Source organism: Streptomyces griseorubiginosus (assembly GCF_017614965.1).
GTDB classification, from domain to species: Bacteria; Actinomycetota; Actinomycetes; order Streptomycetales; family Streptomycetaceae; genus Streptomyces; species Streptomyces griseorubiginosus_B.
Map to the genome: position 1 here is coordinate 1 of NZ_WVUG01000746.1, position 423 is coordinate 423.

Genomic DNA, 423 nt, shown 5'->3' on the forward strand with positions numbered 1-423 from the left:
GATTGAATGTGGAAACATTTATCGTCTCTGTTACGGACCTGCTGGCGGCGGACGGGACTTTTGAGCTTGTCGCTATCACCCTGCGTTACGACGACCGGTCTGTAAAATTTATCCCGGTATTTTTGTACGGTCAGGGCGTGACAGGATGCGTGGAAGTGACCCTTTATGCAGAAGGCAGTGTGACGTCTGTGGGGCGCCTTTTCATGCGGGCAGATCATTTCAGTGACTGGTCCTTTACTCCGCCGGGAGCATTATCCCGTCCCGGACAGAGTTTTGATGAAAACACCTTTTTTAGTCTGATTCTGGCGCTTCTGCCATAACTGCTGGTATTGCAGTACCCGTTCCTCTGAATATGCCCGCATAAGCGTTAATCCTCAATTTTTCCGTACGCGTCAAAATGGACAACTGGTCATGGATCACATC

Annotated in this window: 1 protein-coding gene; it reads left to right on the forward strand. The window is 49.9% G+C overall.

The features are described 5' to 3' along the window. The coding region (locus tag GRC12_RS45085; RefSeq protein WP_208786161.1) for a hypothetical protein at positions 1–320 on the forward strand (320 nt) is incomplete at its 5' end. Positions 321–423 lie beyond the last annotated feature (103 nt).